Here is a 287-nt window from a genome sequence, read left to right as displayed (position 1 = left end):
AAAATCTATAATACCTAATGATTATGCTATACTAGATATATAGTGTTGTTATAAATAAATGTCGGCGTGAGAACAAATCGGAGGATAAAATGGAAAAACAAATTAATGAAAAAATTCGTGAGATTGCACAGAGTGTTAATGAGACAATACCAGTAGCATGGGATAATCTTTTTATTAACATAAGTTTAGCTTTTGATGGAGGAGAGGTATATTATTTCTTTAATGAAGAGGGGAAAAATGAGTATATCTACAATCTATATATTCCAAAGCGGTATGGTATTCCTAAT

General features: G+C 29.6%; 1 protein-coding gene. It reads left to right on the top strand.

The features are described from left to right. Positions 1-89: 89 nt before the first annotated feature. The coding region (locus HMPREF2685_RS03250) for an immunity protein YezG family protein (protein ID WP_148130442.1) at positions 90-287 on the top strand (198 nt) is incomplete at its 3' end.

The organism is Streptococcus sp. HMSC074F05, from assembly GCF_001808725.1.
Lineage (GTDB): Bacteria > Bacillota > Bacilli > Lactobacillales > Streptococcaceae > Streptococcus > Streptococcus parasanguinis_I.
Note: the sequence above shows the minus strand (reverse complement) of the source record. Positions and strands in the feature narration are given on the sequence as shown.